Annotated in this window: 22 protein-coding genes; 10 read left to right on the top strand and 12 right to left on the bottom strand. The window is 46.5% G+C overall.

All coding sequences use genetic code 11. From position 1 onward, the window contains the following. Position 1: 1 nt before the first annotated feature. The 4 genes from M2125_RS01540 to M2125_RS01525 are packed head-to-tail and all read right to left on the bottom strand — an operon-like array spanning position 2 to position 5,297. Positions 2-2,446 carry a DNA internalization-related competence protein ComEC/Rec2 gene (locus M2125_RS01540; RefSeq protein ID WP_483414190.1) on the bottom strand — a complete coding sequence of 815 codons (2,445 nt, stop codon included), beginning with the start codon at positions 2,444-2,446 and terminating at the stop codon, positions 2-4. 55 nt (positions 2,447-2,501) lie between these two features. Next, entirely contained in the window at positions 2,502-3,350 is an 849-nt protein-coding gene (locus tag M2125_RS01535) for a TatD family hydrolase (RefSeq protein ID WP_277540070.1), read from the bottom strand. Next, positions 3,347-4,042: an ABC transporter ATP-binding protein gene (locus M2125_RS01530; RefSeq protein ID WP_076022911.1), complete on the bottom strand. Its 696-nt coding sequence runs from the start codon at positions 4,040-4,042 to the stop codon at positions 3,347-3,349. The genes M2125_RS01535 and M2125_RS01530 overlap by 4 nt, the downstream gene beginning before the upstream one ends. Continuing rightward, positions 4,035-5,297, bottom strand: a complete 1,263-nt coding sequence (locus M2125_RS01525) for a lipoprotein-releasing ABC transporter permease subunit (RefSeq protein WP_280741722.1) — start codon at positions 5,295-5,297, stop codon at positions 4,035-4,037. Before M2125_RS01525 ends, M2125_RS01530 begins: the two co-directional genes overlap by 8 nt. 66 nt (positions 5,298-5,363) lie before the next feature. On the opposite strand from M2125_RS01525, the gene M2125_RS01520 reads away from it, so the two are divergent. From M2125_RS01520 to lysS, 4 genes are all read left to right on the top strand, one after another. Then, on the top strand, positions 5,364-6,314 hold the full coding sequence (locus tag M2125_RS01520; protein WP_277540077.1) for a hypothetical protein: 951 nt from the start codon (positions 5,364-5,366) through the stop codon (positions 6,312-6,314). Between the two features lie 10 nt (positions 6,315-6,324). Next, the gene (recJ, locus tag M2125_RS01515; protein ID WP_280742372.1) at positions 6,325-8,076 is read left to right on the top strand and encodes a single-stranded-DNA-specific exonuclease RecJ; all 1,752 of its coding nucleotides are present in this window, start codon (positions 6,325-6,327) and stop codon (positions 8,074-8,076) included. A gap of 46 nt (positions 8,077-8,122) precedes the next feature. Continuing rightward, positions 8,123-9,227 (top strand): peptide chain release factor 2 gene (gene prfB, locus M2125_RS01510; protein ID WP_198929260.1). Its coding sequence is split into 2 segments (ribosomal slippage): positions 8,123-8,194 and positions 8,196-9,227, totalling 1,104 coding nucleotides; the frame shifts between segments, so codons are not numbered across the junction. Positions 9,228-9,260: 33 nt separating this feature from the next. After that, on the top strand, positions 9,261-10,805 hold the full coding sequence (gene lysS / locus M2125_RS01505) for a lysine--tRNA ligase (protein WP_076022907.1): 1,545 nt from the start codon (positions 9,261-9,263) through the stop codon (positions 10,803-10,805). Between the two features lie 85 nt (positions 10,806-10,890). On the opposite strand, the gene cysK is transcribed toward lysS, so the two are convergent. Next, positions 10,891-11,865 (bottom strand): cysteine synthase A, encoded by a 975-nt coding sequence (cysK, locus tag M2125_RS01500; RefSeq protein WP_076022906.1) that lies wholly within the window; start codon positions 11,863-11,865, stop codon positions 10,891-10,893. Positions 11,866-11,956: 91 nt separating this feature from the next. After that, positions 11,957-12,454, bottom strand: a complete 498-nt coding sequence (locus M2125_RS01495) for a disulfide bond formation protein B (protein WP_076022905.1) — start codon at positions 12,452-12,454, stop codon at positions 11,957-11,959. Positions 12,455-12,596: 142 nt separating this feature from the next. On the opposite strand from M2125_RS01495, the gene M2125_RS01490 reads away from it, so the two are divergent. From M2125_RS01490 to M2125_RS01465, 6 genes are all read left to right on the top strand, one after another. Further along, positions 12,597-13,373 carry a ferredoxin--NADP reductase gene (locus tag M2125_RS01490; protein ID WP_076022904.1) on the top strand — a complete coding sequence of 259 codons (777 nt, stop codon included), beginning with the start codon at positions 12,597-12,599 and terminating at the stop codon, positions 13,371-13,373. Positions 13,374-13,475: 102 nt separating this feature from the next. Next, entirely contained in the window at positions 13,476-13,640 is a 165-nt protein-coding gene (locus M2125_RS01485) for a hypothetical protein (RefSeq protein ID WP_198929275.1), read from the top strand. 17 nt (positions 13,641-13,657) lie between these two features. After that, positions 13,658-14,452: a sulfite exporter TauE/SafE family protein gene (locus M2125_RS01480; protein WP_076022903.1), complete on the top strand. Its 795-nt coding sequence runs from the start codon at positions 13,658-13,660 to the stop codon at positions 14,450-14,452. Continuing rightward, positions 14,449-15,177: a phosphoadenylyl-sulfate reductase gene (locus tag M2125_RS01475; protein WP_280742371.1), complete on the top strand. Its 729-nt coding sequence runs from the start codon at positions 14,449-14,451 to the stop codon at positions 15,175-15,177. The genes M2125_RS01480 and M2125_RS01475 overlap by 4 nt, the downstream gene beginning before the upstream one ends. 46 nt (positions 15,178-15,223) lie before the next feature. After that, positions 15,224-16,147 (top strand): sulfate adenylyltransferase subunit CysD, encoded by a 924-nt coding sequence (cysD, locus tag M2125_RS01470; protein ID WP_076022901.1) that lies wholly within the window; start codon positions 15,224-15,226, stop codon positions 16,145-16,147. Further along, positions 16,147-17,502: a sulfate adenylyltransferase subunit 1 gene (locus tag M2125_RS01465; RefSeq protein ID WP_280742370.1), complete on the top strand. Its 1,356-nt coding sequence runs from the start codon at positions 16,147-16,149 to the stop codon at positions 17,500-17,502. Before cysD ends, M2125_RS01465 begins: the two co-directional genes overlap by 1 nt. 1 nt (position 17,503) lies before the next feature. Here M2125_RS01465 and fdx read toward each other — a convergent pair whose 3' ends face one another. From fdx to M2125_RS01435, 6 genes are read right to left on the bottom strand one after another with little or no spacing between them, the layout of a single operon-like run. Next, positions 17,504-17,842 (bottom strand): ISC system 2Fe-2S type ferredoxin, encoded by a 339-nt coding sequence (fdx, locus tag M2125_RS01460; RefSeq protein WP_076022899.1) that lies wholly within the window; start codon positions 17,840-17,842, stop codon positions 17,504-17,506. 30 nt (positions 17,843-17,872) lie between these two features. Beyond that, positions 17,873-19,738: a Fe-S protein assembly chaperone HscA gene (gene hscA, locus M2125_RS01455; RefSeq protein ID WP_076022898.1), complete on the bottom strand. Its 1,866-nt coding sequence runs from the start codon at positions 19,736-19,738 to the stop codon at positions 17,873-17,875. A 17-nt stretch (positions 19,739-19,755) separates the two neighbouring features. After that, positions 19,756-20,295, bottom strand: coding sequence for a Fe-S protein assembly co-chaperone HscB (hscB, locus tag M2125_RS01450; RefSeq protein ID WP_076022897.1), 540 nt, complete (start codon positions 20,293-20,295; stop codon positions 19,756-19,758). Further along, entirely contained in the window at positions 20,261-20,584 is a 324-nt protein-coding gene (iscA, locus tag M2125_RS01445; RefSeq protein WP_076022896.1) for an iron-sulfur cluster assembly protein IscA, read from the bottom strand. Before iscA ends, hscB begins: the two co-directional genes overlap by 35 nt. Before the next feature lie 21 nt (positions 20,585-20,605). After that, positions 20,606-20,992: a Fe-S cluster assembly scaffold IscU gene (gene iscU, locus M2125_RS01440; RefSeq protein WP_076022895.1), complete on the bottom strand. Its 387-nt coding sequence runs from the start codon at positions 20,990-20,992 to the stop codon at positions 20,606-20,608. A 29-nt stretch (positions 20,993-21,021) separates the two neighbouring features. Beyond that, positions 21,022-22,281 carry an IscS subfamily cysteine desulfurase gene (locus M2125_RS01435; protein ID WP_076022894.1) on the bottom strand — a complete coding sequence of 420 codons (1,260 nt, stop codon included), beginning with the start codon at positions 22,279-22,281 and terminating at the stop codon, positions 21,022-21,024. Positions 22,282-22,291: the final 10 nt, after the last annotated feature.

Raw genomic sequence — 22,291 nt, 5'->3', positions numbered from 1 at the left:
GTCATTGTTCGCCACTGAAACGATGCCATAAACGGACATTCTCATCTCTCCAAAATAAGACCCTTGAATACGCATGATTAGAAAAAGTCCACTCTTGCATACCGGTTAAGGGGGTGTGATAAAAGGGAATATCTAGATCGGCATAACGCGCAGTAACTAAAGGATGAGGATGGCCATATCGATTACGGTAGCCGTTTTGAGCAAAGGCCCTATTGGGATTTAATTTGCTCAGTAACTCGATAGAAGAAGAGGTCTTACTTCCATGGTGTGGCGCCATAAAAACCAACTGCTTATCGTCCAAATGCTTTATCTGTTTACTCGTTAAACGATCAACTAACTCCGCCTCTCCCTGTCTCTCTATATCTCCAGTCAACCACAACGAATGATTTTGATTGCGCACTTCAAGCACGCAACTCATTTCATTTGGCTTATAGGGATATTGATCCTCAAATAAAGTATATTCTTGCGGATGCCAGATTAAAAAATCTACACCATCCCAATTCCACTGCTGGCCGTATCGGCAAGGGATGCTGGCAATCCCCCTGCCTTTTAAATCAAGCAATAAGGGATTGCCGCTCGGCAATGACCCCATCATTAAATTAAACTTAATTTCTCTTAAAAGCGTTGTAGCACCACCGATATGGTCGCTATCGCTATGGCTAATGACCATGCGATCGATTTGATTTACCCCCTTTCCTCTCAGGAATGGCAAGATTACCTTTTGCCCAGCATCATCCTTTTTTCCTTGTATGGGTCCGGTGTCATAAAGCAACTGATGTGACGCCGTCTCAATTAAAACCGATGTGCCTTGCCCGATATCGAGCACATGAGCGCGAAAATCACCAGAGGCCAAGGGAACAGAACCCACAGGATTGAAAAATAAACAGGTCGACAAGGAAAGGCCTATCAATCTAGAGCAATAGGATGTTTTCAACTCTCCCGGTCGAATAGCAACAACAATGCCAAGCAAAGCAATGATGAGAGCCCACCATCTTGGTTGTGAAGACCACACTACCGCCCAATCAAAGTCGGCAAGCCATTTCAAGAACATGGCCAAGTATTCCATTGCGGCATGAGCTGGTAACAATAAGTATTGACCAATAAAATCCGGTAAAAGTGCACCCCCAATGGCTAAGGGAGTAACGATATAACTCACTATCGGAATTGCTAATGCATTTGCCACTGGTGAAATAACTGAAAACTGATAGAACCAATAGAGCGTGGCGGGCAACAAAGTAAAGGTAACTATTGCCTGCACACGACATGCCTCTCGCAGCGCCTGCAAAAAACGCTCTCGTTTACCTAGCTCCAATTCCCTGCCTGTGGGTATTCCCAATAAACCATCCGAATTACCCATCCCATATAGAATTGCCGCGACCGCCCCAAATGACAACCAAAACCCCGGGGTGTAGGGCGCCATAGGATCAAAGATCAGAACTAAAGCTAAAGCCCACCACCAAATATCAAAAGATCTAGGATTTCTGCCAGACCATAAAGCAAAAGCGACCACGCCAACCATATACATGGTTCGTTGCGCTGGGATTTGAAATCCAGCCAACCAGGCATAAAAAAAAGCAGTTAAAAACCCACAGGCCGCTGCTACTTTGCTAACCGGAATAATCAAAGGAAGGGATTGACGCCGCCATAAAAAAGAAGCGAATGAGGCTCCTAAACCAGCAAGCATCGTGACGTGGAGTCCGGAAATCGAAATCAAATGACCGATACCCGTTGCATTAAATACACGCCAATCAGATTGATCAATCGCATTTTGGTCGCCCATGACTAAAGCAATAATCACACCTGCATAAGGGGCGCCCTTGGGTAGTAAACGCTGTATCTTCTTCCTTAACTTCCATCTCTGGAGCTCGATAGCTAAAGGGAATTCAGTTACCCCAATATCTTTTTTGGAAATTAATTCTCCAGATCTAACTGAACCATTTGCGCCATAGTTTTGATGAAAAGACCAGCGCTCGAAATCAAAAGTGTATGGATTTAATGAGCCGTAAGGTTGCTTTAACTTCACCCGTAATTTCCAGCGCTGTCCAGGAACGATTTCTGGAATATCCTCAGGATTGCGCCAAGCAGGCTGCCAACTTAAATAGATGCGCTCTGGAAAATCAACTACTACTTCACGAGCAAGCAGCATTCGTTCCACGGAAAAGGAAAACTTAGCGCCAGAGGCATTGCCTTGGGGGAGTGAATTTACCCTACCCTCAATCTGCAAATCTTTACCTTCAAGCTCTGTTGGCAATAAATTATTGAGGCGGCCTTGTGCGTAATATGCGTTCCAGGCAAATCCTAGCGAGAAAAATATGAGGCAAAAACAGAAATACTGGTAAGGGGCCCGATTATGTTTTAATACCCTCCCACTGAATGTGCATCCAAAGAGGCTGATCACAGTTGCGCAGAGAGATCCCTCCAGCCATAAACCGGGTAAAACCGGCAAAAATAGAAGAAGCGAACCCCCGGCAATAAATGCCGCAATAGCGAAACGCAAGTTCTTAAGAAACTACAGGAAGATTGAGTGAGGTCAATAAGGTTGACCAGCGAGGTATTGCGTCCATCGCATTACGCCATACTGCAGTTGCAAATTGTCCATCATCTATAGCGCGGATTTGAGCCAATTGTTTTGCAATACGAGGTAAAAATGCGGGTTCGTTGTATCTCAAACCCTCTGCACTCAACCATGCCGGGGGAATGTCAGGGGCATCCGTTTCTGTAACGATTACACTAAGAGGCAAGCTCGTTAATAGCCGACGAATTTGCAGTGCACGCTCATAGGTAGCAGCCCCGCCAAAGCCAAGCTTAAAGCCCAGATCAATAAATTGCTCTGCCTGCTGAAGACTGCCATTAAAAGCATGGGCAATACCGCCATTGATATTGCGACGACGTAAGGCTTTCAGAATGGCATCCTGCGAGCGACGAACATGCAATATCACTGGCAGTTGAAATTGTGCGGCAATATCGAGTTGTTCGTGGAAAAAGAATTCTTGCCTTTGGGGATCTAGATTCGGTAAAAAGTAATCCAAGCCAATTTCCCCAATTCCTACAAAACGAGGATCAGCTAGAGATGTTTCGATTTCATGACGAAGGGTTTGAAGGTCATGTTCTTGAGCCTGATGAATCAATATGGGATGTATACCCAAGGTATAAACCAAGCCAGGAATCGCATTGCTGTATTTTTTAACTACATTGCGAACGTTTTCACAATCTGCCGCTTTGACAGTAGGCAGCAATATTGCCTTGACGCCAGCTTGCGCGGCATCAGCAATCACCCGATCTAGATCCTCGGAAAATTCAGAGGCGTCTAAATGACAATGGGTATCAATCCATGGATGGTTTACGCTCATTGAGAAAACGTCTTTAATACTCCGCGCTCTAAATGCAAAATGCGATCGCATCGTCTTGCACGGATGGGATCATGTGTCACGATAACAAATGCAGTGCCTTGTTCGCGCGCCACATCTAACATTAAATCAAAGACACCATCAGCGGTTTCGGCATCCAAATTTCCGGTAGGCTCATCTGCCAATACGCAAGCTGGATTCCCAACTAAAGCTCTAGCCACTGCTACCCGCTGACGCTCACCACCCGAGAGTTCTCCGGGAGTATGAAGTTCTCGCGCCTGCAAGCCAACCAAACTGAGCATTTTGCTTGCCCTGTCCATTGACTCATCAGCGCTTAAGCCCCGAATCCGCAAAGGAAGGGCTACATTCTCCAGTGCGCTGAACTCATCTAAAAGATGATGAAACTGATAAATAAAACCTAAACTTTGATTACGCAATCGATCTAACTTGGCAACCGACATGTTAGCGAGATTCGATCCCGCCAAGATGACCGTACCGGAACTGGCTGTATCCAAGCCACCCAAGATATGTAAGAGCGTACTCTTTCCGGATCCAGACGAACCCACGATTGCCACCTTCTCAGAAGGCGCAACCTCAAGATCGACCGATTTAAGAACTTCAACTACTGTATCTCCTTCGCCGTATTGCTTGGCGAGGTTTTTGGCACTAAGCACCAACTCAACAGAATTACTCATAGCGTAGTGCCTCCGCAGGTTGTACTTTTGCTGCGCGGTAACTCGGATACAGCGTTGCCAAAACGGATAAACCAAAAGCCATGAAGCCTACGGTTAAGACATCATGCAACCTGACATCGGAAGGTAACTCGCTAATAAAATAAACATCGCGAGGCAAGAAGCGTACCCTGAAGATAGCTTCAATCGCTGGCACGATGACATCAATATTCAAAGCGATCAGAAGCCCCAGAGCAACACCAGCCAAAGAACCCAACAAACCAATAGCCAAACCTTGAACCAAAAAGATGCGCTGGATGAGTCCAGGACTCGCGCCCATCGTTCTTAGAATCGCAATGTCAGCCTGTTTTTCATTGACCGTCATTACTAGAGTGGATACCAAGTTGAATGCCGCTACTGCAATAATTAAAGTCAAGATAATGAACATCATCTTTTTCTCGGTTTGAACCGCAGCAAACCAATTACGATTAGAACGTGACCAATCACTGATCCAGAGTTCCGGAGGAACCACTTCAGACAATTGAGCTGCGATCTCTGGAGCATGTTGCATATCGTCGACCTTCACACGTAGCCCAGATGGATCATGCAGACGCAGTAAGGCAGCAGCATCCTTCCAATGCATTACCGCAAGCGAGCTGTCATACTCGTAATGACCGCTATCGATGATGCCTACTACTTGTAGGGTACGCATTCTAGGCATCGAGCCCGCAGGAGTTAAATCGCTCTCCGGCACAATTAAATTAATGCGATCACCAACATGAGCCCCAACCATAGAGGCCAACTGGGCACCTAAGGCAACGCCAAAGCTTCCCGGTTTCAGATCATCAACACTGCCTGCAACAAACTGCCTAGGCAAATCTGAAACCCTAGCTTCTTCGCTTGGCAAAATTCCGCGAATGGAAACGCCACGCATGACATTTTCTCGGGTCAGCAAACCTTGTGAATTGACCATCGGAGCAACACCAATGACGTGGGGCTGATGAGCCACTTTTGTTGCTAGCGCCTCCCAATTAGCTAGGCCATCAGGGGCGGTGATCTCAATATGGGATAGCACCGAGAGCATCCGATCACGCACATCCTTCTGAAACCCATTCATGACTGATAGGACCACAATCAATGAGGCAACCCCTAAAGCAATGCCAGCAGTGGATATTCCGGAGATAAAGGATAAGAAGCCATCCCGTTTACCAACCGTTTTACGACGCTTAGAGCGTGTATAGCGTAGGCCGATTTCCAGTTCAAGAGGTAGTTTGTACATCCCTACAGTTTAGACAATTGCGCATCAATCTGATGGAATACTTAAATGCCACCTAAAATCAGGGGAATGAGTGCAAATTCAACCCTAAAACGCTTTACCCTCATGCTGTCTGGAGAAGACTTTTTGGATAACGACGTCCAAGAATCCTTAGATGGCGCCCCAGCCAATGGCTTACCGCATGAGCGCTTTCTGCTTGGCGCTAAGCTACCAATCGCCCCAGTTCTTCTGCTTGGTCAGTCTGACCAGGCATTCGATCCAAACCTATCGATTGCCTGCCTACAGCCAGTTCATTTTCATGCCACCCGAGACCACTTGGTTCTCTTAGGCCAATCTCAGGTGAATCTGACAGCTTCAGAATCCGCCCAATTACTGCAAGCAGCACTTCCATTTATTGAGGAAGACTTTGAATCACCCCTCCTTTTTAATGGCGGAAATGATTGGTTTATTCAGGCTGGGCCATTTACAAGCCTAGCCACGCATAGCGTTGATCAAGCTCATGGCCGCAATATAGATTGGTGGATGCCCAGAGATACTGATCAGGAAGGGGTAGCCAAGCGTTGGCGCAAACTTCAAAATGAAATCCAGATGCTTTGGCATGTAGACCCCACAAATGAGGAACGTACCGCACGCGGCCTTCCCAGCATCAATTCCCTGTGGATTAGCGGCATTGGCAAACTCCAAGATGTGCAGACACCCATGCCATTGCAAGAAGTGAAAATGCTTTGTGGATCTCATCCACTTTTGCCTGGTTTAGCAAAATATCTGGGAATTACTCATCAAGAGCAATTAGACCCTTCGCAATTGATAAATACTTTTGCCTGGTTGAATCAGGCCGAGAGTATTTGGCCAATACTCACTCAAGCACTGATCGATAAGCAGTTGGATGAAATTGAATTGATTGATTTTCCAAAAGGTAAATTGCGTCAACGCATCTTCAAAATAGGTGATCTCTACAAGAGATCTTGGAAGATTTGGAATAAACCAACAATGCGCTCTTGGCAAGAAATTGCTGAATAAACATCACATCATGAGTCAATTTTCAGCACGTCCCTTCTCCGAACGCACTGCACTTTGGCTGCAGCAAAGCGGCTTACATCCCCTACTTGCAAGGCTATTTGCCGCAAGGGGCGTTGATTCTCCGGAAGACCTCCCTTTAGATCTGAAGCGATTGCTCTCACCCACAGAATTAAAAAATTGCATTAGCACTGCCGCACTTTTAGCGGACATCTTTGAGAAGAATGAGCCCATACTGGTGGTGGCTGATTATGATTGCGATGGAGCGACCGCCTGCGCCGTAGCGCTTCGTGGGCTGAAAATGCTGGGTGGTCCTGAAATACCCGTGCAATTTCTGGTGCCAAATCGCTTTACGATGGGTTATGGACTGACCCCTGAAGTGGTGGAATTGGCAGCGCAACAAACACCAAAACCGCGTTACTTAATTACCGTTGATAACGGGATTGCCAGTGTGGCTGGTGTAGATCGCGCGCGCGAACTCGGTATGGAAGTTATCGTTACGGACCACCACCTGCCCGGAGATACGCTCCCCAAAGCCAGTGCGCTAGTCAATCCCAACCAACCCGGCTGCAGCTTCCCCAGCAAAGCTTTAGCTGGTGTAGGTGTTATTTTTTATCTTTTAGTTGCCCTGCGCGCAGAGCTACGAAAGCGCGGTAAATTTACCAGCGAGAACCAGCCGAAAATTGAAAATCTGTTAGATCTAGTCGCACTGGGTACTGTGGCAGATGTTGCGCAACTAGATCGTAATAATCGCATCCTAGTTGCCAATGGCTTAAAACGAATTCGTGCCGGCATCTCGCAAGCCGGTATGCAAGCCTTATTTCAAGTAGCCAATCGAGATCCTCGTAAAGCCAATACATTTGATCTTGGGTTTGCAGTAGGGCCTAGGCTCAATGCTGCAGGGCGCCTTGCGGATATGACTTTAGGCATCCGCTTATTACTGAGTGATACACAAGAAGAGGCCTATGAGCTAGCGCATGAGTTGGATCGCATTAATCGTGAACGCCGCGTCATTGAAACGGGTATGCAAGAGACCGCTCTTGCCCATTTGCAAGAAGATCAGATTGCCGGGGGTATTGAGGGACGCAACAGTATTTGCTTATGGCACTCAGAATGGCATCAAGGGGTGGTCGGGATTGTTGCCTCTCGCCTCAAAGAGCGCTTTAATCGCCCCGCGATCGTATTTGCTCCAGCCGATGGCGCTACTGGTGAAGAATTACGTGGCTCAGGTAGATCTATCACTGGCTTTCACTTAAGAGATGCCTTGGATATTGTTTCGAAGCGTGAGCCAGGCTTAATCTTGAAATTTGGCGGTCATGCCATGGCAGCAGGCTTATCGATTCGTCAGGCTGATTTTGAAAAATTTGATACCCTTTTTCAGGCGGTATCAAAGGAATTGCTCAACGATGAACTGCTTGAGCGTAAACATATTCATGATGGCACCTTATCTGCTGCAGACTTTACCCCAGAAATTGGTGATCTATTAGCAGAGGAAATTTGGGGGCAAGGCTTTCCACAGCCTATTTTTTATGGGGAGTTTGAGATTGGACAGCAAAGCCTCATGAAAGAAAAACATCTGCGCCTACAACTTCGCCCCGTAGGAAATGGGGCTCTAGATTCGAAACCCCTCACGGGAGTCTGGTTCAATCGCACACAAACCTTACCAGCCAAAGCAAAGCTGGCCTATCGGATTGCCACGGACCGCTATCAGGGGCAAGCCCGTGTACAGCTGATGATTGAAGCGCATGACGAAGATATTGCCTAACCCCCTACTTCAGGGCAAGGATCAATAACCACCTTATAATTAGGGGATGGAAGCCGAACAATTAAACAGTATTTCAAACACCCTCTCCGATCTGCTCGTGCGCGAGCAAGCACTTCGGGGGTATCTTTGACTTCGAAGTAAAGTCACGCCGCCTTACCGAAGTTAATTTCATTCTGGAAGATCCCACCATTTGGGATGACCAGAAGAAAGCGCAAGCCCTCGGCAAAGAGAAAAAATTGCTTGATGGTGTTGTTACCACTCTTACTGATTTAAATACCAATATCACTGGTGCCATTGAATTATTTGATATGGCCAAAGAAGAAGGTGATTTTGAGACCATCGCTGCTATTGAGCAGGACTCAGAAGCCTATAGCAAAATCATTGGTGACCTCGAGTTCCGTCGCATGTTCCATAACGAAATGGATTCCTGCAATTGCTTTATTGATATTCAGGCGGGCGCTGGTGGTACCGAGGCATGCGACTGGGCGAGCATGCTCTATCGTCAATACCTCAAGTATTGCGAACGAAAAGGCTACAAGACTGAAATTTTGGAAGAGTCTGATGGCGACGTTGCTGGCATCAAAAGCGCCACGATTAAAGTCGATGGTGAGTATGCCTACGGACACCTACGCTCAGAGACAGGTGTCCATCGCTTAGTACGTAAGTCTCCATTTGATTCGTCCAATGGACGTCATACTTCCTTCGCCAGTATTTACGTCTATCCTGAAATTGATGATTCGATTGAGATTGACGTCAATCCTGCTGACATCCGTACTGATACCTATCGTGCCTCGGGTGCGGGTGGGCAACACATTAATAAAACTGACTCTGCAGTTCGTTTAACTCATATACCAACAGGTATTGTGGTGCAGTGTCAAAACGATCGCAGCCAACACCGCAATCGCGCAGAAGCCATGAGCATGCTCAAGTCAAGACTATACGAACATGAGATGCAAAAGCGTCGTGCCGAACAAGATAAGTTGGAAGCTAGCAAAACCGACGTTGGTTGGGGTCATCAAATCCGCTCGTATGTACTTGATCAAAGTCGCATTAAAGACTTACGCACTAACGTTGAGATCTCCAATACCCAGAAGGTGTTAGATGGTGATCTTGATGCCTTTATTGAAGCCAGCCTGAAGCAAGGCGTTTAAACCGAATTCTCTTACCCGTATCGCGCTAAAGACATGAACGATAAAACCCATCCATCCCCCGCAAACGAACCCGTTGATGAAAATCACATCATTGCAGAGCGTCGCGAGAAGTTAGCCAAACTACGCGCAGGCGGGGTAGCTTTTCCAAATGATTTCGTACCCACCCATTTAGCCGCAGACTTGCACGCCCATTACGATGGCTTTTCAAAAGAAGAATTGGCTGAGAAAAACATTCACGTCAAAGTTGCGGGCCGGATGGTGTTAAAGCGCGTAATGGGTAAAGCCAGCTTTGCAACGATTCAAGATCGTAGTGGACAAATTCAGTTTTATATCAATGATGAAATCAGTGGTGCTGACACCCATGGCGCATTTAAGCATTGGGATATGGGCGACTTTATTTCAGCCGAAGGGAAGCTCTTCAAGACCAACAAAGGCGAGCTCTCAGTAGAGTCAAGTAATTTACGCCTTCTCAGCAAATCCCTACGCCCCCTACCAGACAAGTTTCATGGCTTATCTGATTTGGAAACAAAATATCGTCAACGATATGTTGACCTGATTGTGAATCCAGAGAGTCGCAATACATTTAAAGCACGCAGCAATGCCATTGCTTCATTGCGCCGCCATATGCTTGAGGCTGACTTCATGGAAGTCGAGACCCCAATGCTTCACCCGATTCCAGGTGGCGCAACCGCTAAGCCATTTATCACCCACCACAATGCCTTGGATATGCAGATGTTCTTGCGTATTGCGCCAGAGCTCTATTTAAAGCGCTTGGTAGTTGGTGGCTTTGAGCGCGTTTTTGAAATTAATCGCAACTTCCGCAACGAAGGCGTCAGCCCACGTCACAATCCCGAATTTACGATGATGGAATTCTATGCAGCCTATACGGATTACCGTTGGCTCATGGACTTTACTGAGGGCTTGATTCGTGCAGCAGCAGTCGATGCACAAGGTACAGCCGTCTTAACGCATCAAGGTCGTGAACTAGATTTAAGTAAGCCTTTTCAACGCTTAACGATCAATGAAGCCATCCTAAAATACTGCGGTCAATCTGGCAAAAGCTATGAGGTATCTCAATTAGACGACGCTGATTTCATTCGCACTGAACTGAAAAAAGGTGGCGAGAACCCAGATAGCCCCACTCTTAAAAATGCCGGTATTGGTGCCTTGCAATTAGCCCTCTTTGAATTGGTAGCTGAAGAGCACCTCTGGGAGCCAACTTACATCATCGATTATCCGATTGAAGTGAGCCCATTAGCACGCGAGTCTGACACACGCCCAGGTATTACCGAACGCTTTGAGCTATTCATCACCGGTCGTGAAATTGCCAATGGCTTCTCCGAATTAAATGATGCTGAAGATCAAGCCAATCGTTTCCGCAAGCAAGTGGAGCAAAAAGAGGCGGGCGACGAAGAGGCTATGTATTTTGACCATGATTTCATCCGCGCTCTTGAATACGGCATGCCTCCAACTGGCGGCTGCGGTATTGGTATTGACCGCTTAGTCATGTTGCTTACCGATGCACCCAACATTCGGGATGTGATTTTGTTTCCGCATTTACGTCGCGAGGAAGAGTAATTTTAAATATTGGGCAAGCGAATTCTCAGTAGCAATAAAAAAGCACCCGAGGGTGCTTTTTTATTCCTAGCTCTCATGCATGCACTTAGGCAGGCAAACCCTTTTCATCAAAGACGCCTTCAAATAAAGCAGAACTCAAGTAACGTTCTGCCGCATCTGGCAGTACCACAACAATAGTTTTACCAGCGTACTCAGGCTTCTTCGCTAGACGCACCGCTACTGCTGCTGCAGCCCCACAAGAAATACCAACCAAGATACCCTCTTCCCTAGCGATACGGCGTGCAAATTCAATCGCCTCTTCATTGCTCACCTGCTCGACCTTATCTACGATTGATAAATCCAAGTTATCCGGAATAAAGCCTGCGCCAATGCCCTGAATCTTATGCGGAGCTGGTTTGATTTCTTCGCCATTAAGTTTTTGAGTAATCACAGGGCTAGTAGTGGGTTCTACCGCCACTATTTCTACATTTTTCTTCTTTGTGTTCTTGAGGTAACGACCCACACCAGTAATGGTTCCGCCAGTACCGACACCAGCAACAAATACATCGATATTGCCATCGGTATCTTCCCAAATTTCTGGGCCAGTTGTTTTTTCATGAATTGCTGGGTTAGAAGGATTACTAAATTGCTGTAGCAACACATATTTGGCTGGATCGGAGTCGGCGATCTCTTTCGCTTTCGCAACGGCGCCATTCATGCCCTTAGGACCCTCTGTCAAGACAATCTTGGCACCTAAAGCAGTTAATAACTTGCGTCGTTCAATGCTCATCGTTTCTGGCATCGTTAGTGTTAGCGGAATACCTCGCGCTGCCGCTACAAATGCCAAGGCAATTCCAGTGTTACCACTGGTTGGCTCAACCAATTCCTTGCCGGGCCCAAGCAGGCCTTTTTCCCGTGCATCATTGATCATTGATACACCAATACGGCACTTAATTGAAAAGGCAGGATTACGGCCTTCGATCTTTGCTAGAACGGTGGCATTAGCACCATCAGTCACTCGATTTAAACGCACTAGAGGTGTGCGGCCAATGGTTTGAGAATTATCGGTAAAGTAAGTCATCAGGCTTTCCTTAAAGCAAAATAGGTATACAACATGAATAAGTGATACTAGGCTAGGAGTCGGTTCTTGTAAAAGAAGCTCTGGTTATAAGTTAAGCACTAATTGATCTATGCTTGAGATTTCTTAAAAAGCTCATTAATAACAGGACAAAGAGAATCGCAAACCAGAATAAGGACCATTCTGGAACTTGCAAGCCCAAGATGGCAGGAAGCTTTGCAGAGCAAAGTCCATCCGCCTTAAAGAGCCAAGGCAAAAGATTTGCCAACTGGAATTGATTAATCCAAGTCTCCAGTGGGTCAATGCCGCAAGAGGTTTCAGGATGAGAAAGCAACCAGACTTGATGTCCAGCCACCGATATTCCATAGCCCGCCGAAATAATAGCCAACCCATGAAACAACTTTCTAGCCGAGGAAAATCTCGCAGCTAAGAGGCAAGTAAGGGCTACCCCCAAATAAGCAACGCGCTGCAATATACACAGTGGGCAGGGCATAAAGCTCACCCCCTGATAGCCCACTTGCTGAAGAATCACGGCAAAAGCAACTAAGCCAAGAGATAAAAGGGAGATATAAAGGTATTGGCTCTGACGCATGGGTAAATGATAGCTCCGTTAAGGGAGGTGTCCTTATAACTAAAAATTGATTTGATATGAGAAGTTAATCCGGCTTTCACGGGCTAACAAGGCAAATTATGAGGATAATCACCGTTTTACCTTAATTTACTAAGCTTTCCTCATGGCCGCATACAACACCGAAACAGTCCTTACCGTTCACCACTGGAACGATACCCTCTTTAGCTTCACCACCACTCGCAATAAGGGTTTACGCTTTCGTAGCGGCCATTTCCTGATGATTGGCCTGGAGGTTGAGGGCAAGCCCTTGGTGCGAGCTTATAGCGTAGCCAGCCCTAATTACGAAGAACATCTCGAGTTTTTAAGCATTAAGGTGCAAGACGGCCCCCTCACCTCGCGCCTGCAAAAAATTCAAGTGGGTGACCCGATTTTGGTTAGCGAGAAATCTGTTGGTACTTTGGTGATTGACGATCTCAATCCTGGAAAGCACCTCTATCTCTTTAGCACTGGCACTGGCCTTGCTCCATTTATGAGCATCATTCGGGATCCTGAGACCTACGATAAGTTTGAGAAGGTTGTGTTAATTCATGGCGTTCGACTTGTAAGCGAATTAGCCTATGGTGACTACATCAAGAATGAGCTCTCCCAAGACGAGTTCCTAGGCGAATTAATTCGCGACAAACTCATCTACTACCCAACAGTAACCCGTGAAGCCTTTAAGCACACCGGACGCTTAACTACTGCAATCGAGTCTGGTCAGCTCTTCAAAGATATTGGCTTGCCCCCCTTAGATCCAGCAGTAGATCGCGCCATGATATGTGGCAGCCCCTCCATGCTCAAAGAAACCTGTGAAATGCTTGACTCCAGAGGCTTCAAGGTTTCGCCAAGCCTCGGCCAACTCGGCGACTACGTATTTGAACGCGCCTTCGTAGAGAAATAATCTATATATCTAAAAGTCATATAAGTATCGCTATATATTTCTTGTAGATATATAGGAGACTTGGTAAATTGTGTTTCATACGCTATTTACCAAGGATTTGAAATGTCACCCGTAAGAGAACATTACAACCCAGTTATCACCCAACTATTGCGCGAGCATGATTGCTTACCGCATGACATGGTCAATGAGCGGAAGTCTTTTCAGCGCCAAATTCTCTTTCTCATGAATGCCATCAAACTCGAAGAGTTTGAGCAATCATTTGCATAATTAAACAGTGACCCCTCATGATCCAATTTTTTATTGATTCTTCACAATTTATTCTCTCAGGAGCTCTCGTCGGTTTATTGGTTGGAATGACAGGCGTAGGTGGCGGTTCATTGATGACGCCTTTGCTCACCATCATCTTTGGTGTTGCTCCAACTACTGCTGTGGGCACTGACCTTGCATTCGCAGCCCTTACTAAAGGGTTTGGCACTGCAGCACATCGGCTCCACGGAAATGTACGCTGGAATATAGTTGCTTTACTATGCATCGGCAGCATCACCACTGCTGTCTTGTCCATTTTGACCTTAAAGTATGTGGGTCCAGTTTCAAAAGATTTCACGCACCTCATTAGCCTTTCAATCGGTGTCTCGGTTTTGCTAACTGCGGCCTCACTTTTATTCAGAGCAAAAATACTCAAATGGGTACAAGCTAATCCGAACTACCTACCTAGTGGATTTGCATTAAAGCTTGCAACTATTGCTGTAGGCGCAGTGATTGGGGTTCTTGTCACCATTTCATCAATTGGCGCAGGCGCTATTGGTGCTACCCTCATTCTGATTCTCTATCCACATCTCAGAGCCGCAGAAGTTGCTGGTACGGATATAGCCTATGCCGTTCCGCTTACAGCTTTGGCTGGCATAGGTCATTGGTGGCTGGGCAATGTCCATTTTGACCTGCTTTTTGGCCTTTTAATTGGCTCAGTACCAGCAATTTGGTTGGGCGCTAAACTCTCGAGCACCCTTTCAGAGAAAGTCACTAGAATGACTCTCGCCAGCACCCTCTTCTTAGTCGGGATTAAATTAGTTTGTTCATGATGACTCCGCAACTTTGGTCAATACCAGTAAGCACCCTCACACCAGAACAATTAGCTGAAAAGTCAGCTACGCTCTACAAACGATTGCAGGACATTGGTGCACGCTTCTCTAAGGTGCGTTTTGCTACAAGCTTAGCCGCTGAAGACATGGTGATAACGGACGCCATCTCTAAAACCAAAACTTCAATTGCTTTATTCACATTAGCTACCGGTCGCTTACATCAAGAGACGGTTGATATGGTCAAGACTACTGAAGATCAGTATGGATTGCGGATTGACAAAATCTATCCTCATGAAGTTGATATTGATGCTTTCGTAGATGAATATGGCATGAATGGTTTTTACGATGGTGAAGAAGCCAAAAAGGCCTGCTGTGGCGCCCGCAAAATCAAACCTCTCAATGCTGCCTTAATTGGCGCAGATGCCTGGTTGACTGGTCAACGTCGTGAACAGTCAACCACCCGCACAGAATTGCATTTTGAGGAGATGGATGAAGCCAGAGGGATCGCCAAATTCAATCCTTTATTTGACTGGACGGAGGCAGACATCTGGGCCTACATCAAACAAGAGAGCGTGCCTATTCATCCACTGCACCTGAAGGGCTACCCTAGCATTGGTTGCGAGCCCTGCACCCGTCAAGTAAAACAAGGTGAAGATATCCGCGCGGGTCGCTGGTGGTGGCTACAAAGTGATAGCAAAGAATGTGGCTTACACATCAATCGATAAAATACATCGTTACCGAATTACCCATTAGCAAAGATCGATTTACAGAATGCAAGAACAAAAATTATTAGATGATCACTTAGATTGGCTTGAGGCTGAATCTATTTACATCATTCGTGAAGTGGTGGCTCAATGCTCCAATCCAGCGATGCTGTTTTCAGGTGGTAAAGACTCTATCGTCATGTTTCACTTGGCACGCAAGGCCTTCCAGTTTGGCGATCGCCCAGTGAGGCTGCCTTTCCCTATTTTGCATATTGATACGGGACATAATTATCCTGAAGTCATTGCCTACCGCGATGCGGTGGTTAAAAATACGGGCGTCAAATTAATCGTTGGCCATGTAGAAGACTCAATTAAAAAAGGTACAGTGCGTCTACGCAAGGCAACTGATTCACGCAACGCTGCTCAAGCTGTAACACTACTAGAAGCAATTGCTGAATATCAATTCGATGCCTTGATGGGTGGAGCCCGTCGCGATGAGGAAAAAGCCCGCGCTAAAGAGCGCATATTCTCCTTCCGCGATGAATTCGGTCAATGGGATCCAAAGGCACAGCGTCCTGAGTTATGGAATCTCTATAACGCTCGTATCGCCCAAGGTGAGAATATGCGCGTGTTCCCAATTTCTAACTGGACAGAGCTCGATATTTGGCAATATATTGCCCGCGAAAAATTAGAGTTACCAAGCATTTACTACACGCACAAGCGCGAGGTTGTACGTAAGAATAATTTATTTGTGCCCGTCACCGATATCACCCCCAAAGCTGCTGGTGATGTCAGTGAAATTTTAGACGTGCGCTTCCGTACCGTGGGCGATATTAGCTGCACCTGCCCAGTACTGAGTACTGCAGCCAATCCACTAGACATCATTGCCGAAACCGCCATTACTGAAATCACTGAGCGTGGCGCAACCCGTATGGATGATCAAACAAATGAGGCCTCAATGGAGCGCCGCAAAAAAGAAGGCTATTTCTGATGACTCAAAATATCAACCCAACTGCACAGCAAAATGTAGTGCGCTTTATTAATGCTGGAAGCGTTGACGATGGCAAAAGCACCTTAATTGGGCGCTTACTGTATGACACTAAGTCTATTCTTGTTGATCAACTGGAGTCCTTATCCAAAACCAAACATGCCCGCGTGACCTCATCCGATGCAGGCGTTGATTTAGCATTGCTCACCGATGGACTTGAGGCGGAGCGTGAACAAGGTATCACCATTGATGTAGCTTATCGCTACTTCTCGACACCCAAACGTAAGTTCATTGTTGCCGATGCCCCCGGGCATGTGCAGTACACCCGTAACCTAGTGACTGGAGCATCACAATCGGATGTTGCAGTGATACTAGTCGATGCAACCCGCGTAGATTTAAATACCAAACCCGCTACCTTGCTTGCCCAAACCAAACGCCATGCCGCTATCGTCCATTTATTGGGCTTGCGTCATGTGGTGTTTGCCGTAAATAAGATGGATCTCTTTCAGTTTGATGAAACTGTGTTTAATTCCATCAAAGAGGCTATTGAGGATTTGACCGAAAAAATTGGTCTGCCTCAACCAACCCTCATTCCAGTTTCAGCCCTCTTAGGTACCAATGTGGTGACTGCTAGCAAAGACACCCCTTGGTATAAAGGTCCTACCTTGCTCGAATGGTTAGAGGTTTTAGATACCAGCCCTCAGTCTGAAAAAACTGCCCTACGCTTTCCGGTACAGTATGTTGCACGTCAAGATGGCAGTGCTTCTGATGACTTCCGCGGTTATCTAGGGCAAATTGAATCGGGCAGCATTCTCAAAGGGCAAAAAATTAAAGTATTACCAGGAAACCTAGAGGCAACCGTCTCGGAAATTTACCTCGGTAATCGTTCCGATCGCAATCAAGCCCATAGCAATAATGCTGTTGAATCAGCTCAGACTGGCGAAGCTGTGGCAATTTGCCTATCTGAAGATATTGATGTGTCACGTGGCTGCCTCTTTGTAAGCGCTGATGACGTAACACCACCAACGCTGAGCAAACAACTCTCTGCTGATTTATGCTGGTTAGATAGTGAGCCACTCTCTTTGAGTCGTAAGTATGCGCTGCGCCATACTACCAATACGGTAGGTGCCAAAGTAAAAGGTATTCAAAGGGTGCTGGATGTTGAAACGCTATCGCACGCCAGTGATATTCACGCACTCAATACCAATGAAATTGGACGGGTCGACTTTATTTTGCAAAAGCCAATTGTTGCTGACTTGTTTGAACAATCCCAACATACTGGCGCATTCATTTTGATTGACGAAACAAGTAATCACACCGTTGCAGCCGGCATGATTCGAGAAGTGACTGCGCAGTAAATTAGTGATTTTCTTTGGCGTGGTTGATTGAGTATTTTGGTATCTCAATTACCAAATTTTCTCTTGCCACAATGGCTTGGCAAGACAGGCGCGACTGAGGGTTTAGGCCCCAGGCACGATCAAGCAAATCTTCTTCGTTTTCATCTGGGGCATTCAAGCTAGCAAAGCCCTCTTTCACAATCACATGACAAGTGGTGCAAGCGCACACCATATCGCAAGCATGTTCGATTGGAATATCGTTTTCTAACAAAGCTTCACAAATTGACGTTCCAGGTGCCACTTCAACAACCGCACCTTCAGGGCAATATTCACTATGGGGTAGAACAACAATTTGGGTCATGGTGTTTTAATTAAGTATTGTTTTTATAGATTAAATTTCTGCCACATTCTTGCCCGCTAAGGCCTTCTGGATGCTGGCATTCATGCGCTTTTGTGCAAATTCATCAGTGGCTTTAGCAGCGTGGTCTACCGCTTTACGTAACACGGCGCTGTCAGTTTCTTCCTTGAGAATTCGCTCCAGAGTAGCCATCTCTTGATCCACTGCGGCCTGCTCTTGCTCACTGAGCAGAGCACGATCACTATTTAAGGCAGTCTGAACGGCATCGAGTAAACGCTGCGCATTAACCTGTTCTTCACGCAAAGAACGAGACAAAAGATCCTCTTTGGCTGAAGCAAAGCCATCTTGCAACATCCGAGTGATCTCAGCATCCGTTAAGCCATAAGACGGCTTAATATTGATTGAGGCTTGTACACCAGAACCTTGCTCCATAGCGCTGACAGACAACAAACCATCAGCGTCCACTTGGAAGGTAACGCGAATCCGGGCCGCACCAGCTGCCATTGGAGGAATTCCGCGTAACTCAAATTTACCCAAGGAACGGCAATCATGAACCAACTCACGCTCACCCTGCACTACCGTGATCGCAAGGGCAGTTTGACCATCCTTGAAAGTCGTGAAATCTTGTGCTCTCGCAACTGGAATAGGGGTGTTACGAGGAATGATCTTTTCTACCAAGCCGCCCATAGTCTCAATACCCAAAGACAATGGAATCACATCCAATAGCAACCACTCGTCATCTTTGCTTTGATTGCCAGCCAATAAATCAGCCTGCATCGCGGCGCCCAGGGCAACCACCTGATCCGGGTTGAGGTTATTTAATGGCTGCGTACCAAACAGTTCACCAACAGCACGCTGCACATTAGGCATACGGGTTGAACCACCAACCATCACCACACCCTTCACATCCTCAGCCTTCAGACCCGCATCGCGGAGAGCTTTGCGGCAAGAAACCAAAGTCTTGGCGACCAAGGTTTGCGTCATCTCAAAGAATTGCGCCTGGCTAATGCCAACATTGACTAAGGTGCCATCACTCAAAGTTTGATGAACACGCGCCAATGGGCTATGACTCAGGTGCTCTTTTGCATTCTTGCAGCACTGCAATAAAGCACGATGATCCTGGATCGACAAAGGCGGTAAATTGGCTTGCTCAATCACCCAGCAATACAAACGATGATCAAAGTCATCGCCCCCAAGCGCAGTATCACCACCAGTAGAGAGTACTTCAAATACTCCGCGACTCATGCGCAAGATAGAAATATCAAAGGTGCCACCACCTAGGTCATAGACGGCATACACACCCTCGGAGCCATTATCTAAGCCATAGGCAATCGCTGCTGCAGTTGGTTCATTCAATAATCGCAATACTGCAATACCAGCCAATTTGGCGGCATCCTTGGTTGCCTGGCGTTGAGCATCGTCAAAATAAGCAGGCACCGTAATCACCGCACCCACAATTTCATCAGAAACAGAATCTTCTGCCAACTGACGCAAACGCGCCAAGATCTCTGCAGATACCTCAATTGGACTCTTATCACCAGCAACAGTTCTCAATTTGAGCATGCCGGGCTCATCCACAAAGTCATATGGCGCACTTTCAAGATGCTCGACATCGACTAAGCCACGGCCCATAAAACGCTTTACTGAAACAATCGTGTTTTTAGGATCAATCACCACGCTATCAAGAGCCTCAAAACCAGCTTGCGTTCTGCCATCGGGCAAATAACGTATCACTGAGGGCAGTAGCTCACGCCCCTGTTCATCTGGCAGGACTTTAGGCAAGGCATCGCGCACAATGGCAACCAAAGAATTCGTAGTCCCCAAATCAATCCCAACTGCAATGCGCCGCTGGTGAGGGGCAAGGGATTTACCGGGTTCAGAAATTTGTAATAGGGCCATAGTTTCTTAGTTTAAAGCTATACCAATGCAGATATTGCATCGTCGAGCTCAGCAGCAAATTTATCAATAAAGAGTAGCCCCCTTAGTAACTCCGCTGCTTTCTCGTAACTACTATCCACATCAATTGCTTGAGCAATTTCACTTAAGATAATTTGCTTAGATTGCTCTACTTCGGTCATCAATGTCTCGAGAGCCGCCAAGTCGTTTGCATAATCATCCAGACTTTCGCGCCACTCCATTTGCTGCATCAAAAAAGCAGCTGGCATGGCAGTATTCGTTTCGAGTTTGGCATCCACCCCATGGAGTCCACACAAATACAGTCCGCGCTGAATCGGGTTTTTAAGCGTCTGCAGTGCAGTATTGGCAAATGTTGCCATCTGCATCGCTAAGCGTTGGTCCGTATCACTACCACGGGCATGACGATCTGGATGCACCTCTTTTTGGATTGCCAAATAAGCCTGATCCAGTGCAGACAAATCGATCTTGAATTGCTGATTTAATCCAAAAAACTGGAAGTAGTTGTCAGACGCGGAAAGATTCGCCACAACCACACTCATCCTTGACGTTTGGATTTTGAAATTTAAATCCTTCGTTCAAACCCTCGCGCACAAAATCCAACTCGGTGCCATCTAAATAGGCCAAGCTTTTTGGATCAACAAATACCTTAATGCCATTCGATTCAAACATCGTATCTTCAGGGGCGGCTTCATCAACGTATTCAAGTTGATAGGCCAAACCAGAGCAGCCTGTAGTGCGAACACCTAGGCGCAAACCGCAGCCCTTGCCGCGCTTATCCAAATTACGCTGCACATGTTTCGCAGCTTTATCAGTTAAGGTAATAGCCATATAAGTACCCTACCCTCTTCTCTACTTGCCTGGGTGTTTTTCTTTGTAATCTTGAACTGCAGCCTTGATTGCATCTTCGGCCAAAATTGAGCAATGAATTTTCACAGGCGGCAGAGCTAACTCTTCAGCAATTAAGGAGTTCTTGATCTCCAAGGCTTGATCTAAAGTCTTGCCTTTTACCCACTCGGTAACCAAAGAAGATGAGGCAATGGCAGAGCCGCAACCGTAGGTCTTGAACTTTGCATCTTCGATCACGCCCGCTTCATTCACGCGAATTTGCAATTTCATGACGTCACCGCAAGCTGGTGCGCCAACCATCCCAGTACCAACGTTTTCGTCTGTTTTTGCAAACGATCCAACGTTACGTGGGTTTTCATAGTGGTCAATTACTTTGTCGCTATATGCCATGATATTTCCTCTCGAATTCTTTTATTTACTTAGTGCGCCGCCCATTGGATAGTGCTCAGATCCACACCATCTTTAAACATTTCCCATAAAGGCGAAAGTTCACGTAATTTTGCAATCTTCTCTTTCACCAAATTGATAGTGAAATCTACCTCTTCTTCCGTTGTAAAGCGCCCCAAGGTAAAACGAATTGAGCTATGCGCTAATTCATCATTGCGACCTAAAGCGCGCAATACATAAGAAGGTTCCAAGGAAGCAGAAGTGCATGCTGAACCAGATGAGATTGCTAAGTCTTTCAGCGCCATCAACATCGACTCACCTTCAACATAGTTAAAGCTGATATTCAGGTTATGGGGAACGCGATCATCCATGTCGCCGTTTACATATACTTCCTCGATATCTTTCAAGCCCGCTAACAAACGATCGCGCAAGGCACGAATACGTTTATTTTCCTCAACCATCTCAACTCGGGCAATACGGAATGCTTCGCCCATGCCAACAATCTGGTGCACAGCCAGCGTGCCAGAACGCATACCGCGCTCATGACCACCACCATGAATTTGCGCCTCAATACGAATACGCGGTTTACGACGCACGAACAATGCGCCAATACCTTTTGGTCCGTATGTTTTGTGGGCAGAAAAACTCATCAAATCCACTTTGATTTTTTCTAAATCAATTTCAACCTTGCCTGTAGCCTGGGCCGCATCTACATGGAAAATCACTCCACGAGCACGACAAAGTTCACCTATTGCAGGGATATCTTGGACAACACCAATTTCATTATTGACAAACATGACAGAAGCAAGAATCGTGCCAGGCTTCATAGCCGCCTCTAGCTGAGCAAAGTCAATCAGGCCGTTAGGCAGCACATCCAAGTAGGTCACTTCAAAACCTTCGCGCTCTAATTCGCGGCAAGTATCTAACGTAGCCTTGTGCTCGGTTTTCACAGTAATAATGTGATTACCGCGCTCTTTATAAAAGTGCGCTGCACCTTTGAGGGCCAAGTTAATACTTTCAGTAGCGCCACTAGTGAACACAATTTCACGTGGATCAGCATGTACTAACTGAGCAACCTCTGAACGCGCCCACTCAACCGCTTCTTCTGCTGCCCAGCCGTAGGCATGGCTACGAGAGGCGGCGTTACCAAACTGCTCACGCAAATAAGGCAACATTTTGTCAACCACACGCGGATCAATTGGCGTAGTTGCCGAGTAATCCATGTAGACCGGGAAATGCTTAGGACTAAACATTGGAACCGGCTGTAGTGAGGTTTCTTGTGGTGCGTTCATGATTGATTGA

This window comes from Polynucleobacter sphagniphilus, from assembly GCF_029892205.1.
In the GTDB taxonomy this organism is placed as follows: Bacteria; Pseudomonadota; Gammaproteobacteria; order Burkholderiales; family Burkholderiaceae; genus Polynucleobacter; species Polynucleobacter sphagniphilus.
Note: the sequence above shows the minus strand (reverse complement) of the source record. Positions and strands in the feature narration are given on the sequence as shown.